Source organism: Actinokineospora sp. (genome assembly GCF_050699995.1).
GTDB lineage: Bacteria > Actinomycetota > Actinomycetes > Mycobacteriales > Pseudonocardiaceae > Actinokineospora.
This window is the reverse complement of sequence record NZ_JBOHGC010000638.1, coordinates 1-2550: the sequence shown is the minus strand read 5'-3', so window position 1 is coordinate 2550 and position 2550 is coordinate 1. Positions and strand designations below refer to the sequence as shown.

Annotated in this window: 4 protein-coding genes; all 4 read left to right on the top strand. The window is 69.8% G+C overall.

The genetic code is table 11. The annotated features are described in order from the left end of the window. Window positions 1-365: 365 nt before the first annotated feature. A complete protein-coding gene (gene rimP, locus ACRDSQ_RS30575) occupies window positions 366-935 on the top strand; it encodes a ribosome maturation factor RimP (RefSeq protein WP_431425896.1) in 570 nt (189 codons plus the stop codon). Next, a complete protein-coding gene (gene nusA / locus ACRDSQ_RS30570; RefSeq protein WP_431425895.1) occupies window positions 932-1936 on the top strand; it encodes a transcription termination factor NusA in 1005 nt (334 codons plus the stop codon). Before rimP ends, nusA begins: the two co-directional genes overlap by 4 nt. Window positions 1937-1957: 21 nt before the next feature. After that, window positions 1958-2311 carry a YlxR family protein gene (locus ACRDSQ_RS30565; RefSeq protein ID WP_431425893.1) on the top strand — a complete coding sequence of 118 codons (354 nt, stop codon included), beginning with the start codon at window positions 1958-1960 and terminating at the stop codon, window positions 2309-2311. Between the two features lie 85 nt (window positions 2312-2396). After that, window positions 2397-2550: translation initiation factor IF-2 N-terminal domain-containing protein (locus ACRDSQ_RS30560; RefSeq protein ID WP_431425898.1), on the top strand; the 154-nt coding region annotated here is incomplete at its 3' end.

Here is a 2550-nt window from a genome sequence, read left to right as displayed (position 1 = left end):
GACGACGGGGTCGAACTCGACGAGGTCGCCGCGGTCAGCCGAGCCGTCTCCGCGGTGCTCGACGAGCGGGTCCGGTGGCCGTGGCTTGTCCGGCTCGGCCGTGCAGGCGCCCACCGCGACCGTGGCGGCTGTGGCGGCGGCGGCGCGGAACAACGCGCGGCGGCTCACCGTTGTCTGTCTCGCCGAGGGGATCACAGTAAGTCATCCTGCCAGGCCACCCGTTCGGGCCTGCCACGCTGCCGGATGATCGCCTGCGGCAGCCCGGTCCCGGTGGGCGAGATACGCTAGGTGACCACGGTCGGTGTGTCTCATCGCCGACTGGCAGACAATCGCACCACCTACCTGAATCGGGGAGCGGCACCGACGTGGCCAACCAGCGACATCGCGACAGCGGAACGAACGCCGCGCCCACCAACCCGGCCGCGGCGGCGCTGGAGTCGATCGTGGCCGTTGCCGTGGCGTCGACCGGGTTCGAGCTCGAGCAGCTCGACGTCGCGCAGGCCGGCCGCAGGCGCCAGGTCAAGGTCGTGGTCGACGGCGACGACGGGGTCGAACTCGACGAGGTCGCCGCGGTCAGCCGAGCCGTCTCCGCGGTGCTCGACGAGCACGACGAGGTCCTCGGCGGCCCGTACACCCTGGAAGTCACCTCCCCCGGACTCGACCGCCCGCTGACCCGGCCCCGCCACTGGCGCCGGGCGAAGCTGCGGCTGGTCAAGGTCCGGCCGGTCGAGGGCGCCGAGTTCGTGGCCCGGGTCGGCTCGGCCGACGAGGAGCCCGAGGGCGGCGTGGAGCTGCTGGTCGACGGCAAGCTGCGGCGGGTCGGGTACGCCGACATCGCGCACGCCGTGATCGAAGTGGAATTCAAGCAACCGCCGGTGGCGGAGTTGGCGATGCTCGAAGGTCGGGCGTCCGATGGTGAGGAGGACGCGCGATGAACGTTGACATCGCCGCGCTGCGGGCAATCGAGCGCGACAAGGACATCCCGTTCGAGACGGTGATCGAGGCCATCGAGACCGCGCTGCTGACCGCGTACAAGCACACCGAGGGCCACCAGCCGCACGCGCGCATCGACATCGACAAGCGCAGCGGCCTGGTCCGGGTCCTGGCGTACACGACCGGCGCCGACGGCCAGGTCGAGGAGGAGTGGGACGACACCCCGGAGGGCTTCGGCCGGATCGCCGCGACCACCGCCCGGCAGGTCATCCTGCAGCGGCTGCGCGACGCCGAGCACGAGCGCACCTTCGGCGAGTTCTCCGCCAAGGAGGGCGAGATCGTCGCCGGCGTCGTCCAGCGTGACACCAGGGCGAACTCGCGCGGCATGGTGATCGTGCAGGTCGGCAACACCGAGGGCGTGCTGCCCGCGGTCGAGCAGGTCCCCGGCGAGAGCTACGAGCACGGCACCCGGATCAAGTGCTACGTCGTCGGCGTCGCCCGCGGCAACCGCGGCCCGCAGATCACGCTGTCGCGCACGCACCCGAACCTGGTCCGCAGGCTGTTCGCGCTGGAGGTCCCCGAGATCGCCGACGGCACCGTCGAGATCCCGGCGGTCGCGCGCGAAGCGGGACACCGGTCGAAGATCGCGGTCCGCACGTCCGTCGCGGGCGTCAACGCCAAGGGCGCGTGCATCGGCCCGATGGGCGCGCGCGTGCGCAACGTGATGAGCGAACTGGCAGGCGAGAAGATCGACATCATCGACTGGTCGGACGACCCGGCGACGTTCGTCGGCAACGCCCTCTCGCCCGCCAAAGTGGTCTCCGTCACGGTGGTCGACGAGCGCGCGAAGACGGCCCGAGTCGTCGTTCCCGACTTCCAGCTCTCGCTGGCCATCGGCAAGGAAGGGCAGAACGCCCGACTCGCGGCCAGGCTCACCGGCTGGCGCATCGACATCCGCAGCGACGCGGCGGCCCCCGCTCCGGTATCCGGTTCGGCTGACTGAGCTTGACGGGATAGACTGATCGTGGTTCATCGTCAGGAACCGGTCTCCGCACGTCCCGATGGCGCAAGCCCGGTACGGACCTGTGTCGGTTGCCGGGTCCGGGCGGAGGACAAGAAGTTGCTGCGGGTAGTGCTCGTGGACGGGGACGCGGTCCCCGATCCGCGGCGCCGGATGCCCGGTCGGGGCGCATGGATTCACCCCGACCTGGGATGTCTGGCCTTGGCCGAGAAGCGACGGGCGTTCACCAGGGCCTTCAAGGTCCAGGTGGTCCTCGGCGTGGACGTGGTGCGAGCGGAGATGGAGCGCCTCGCGGGAAGTGGTGTGGGACAACCCCACACCGTGGAAGAAGACAGGAAGCAGGTCGACCCGTCATGAGTCAGCCGTGAAGCTGAAGACATGAACGCGCGACGATAGGACGAGGTCGACGGGTCTGCCGCCGACCTCCCGGACAAGGAGAGCAGTGGCAGGTAAGGCCCGTGTGCACGAGCTGGCAAAAGAGCTCGGAGTCACCAGTAAGGATGTACTCGCCAAGTTGAAGGATCTGGGCGAGTTCGTGAAGTCTGCGTCCTCCACCGTGGAGGCGCCGGTAGCCCGCAGGTTGCGGGATGCATACC

Coding starts and splice junctions, on each gene's coding strand:
- nusA (WP_431425895.1), top strand. CDS start 932: ATGAACGTTGACATCGCCGCGCTGCGGGCAATCGAGCGCGACAAGGAC.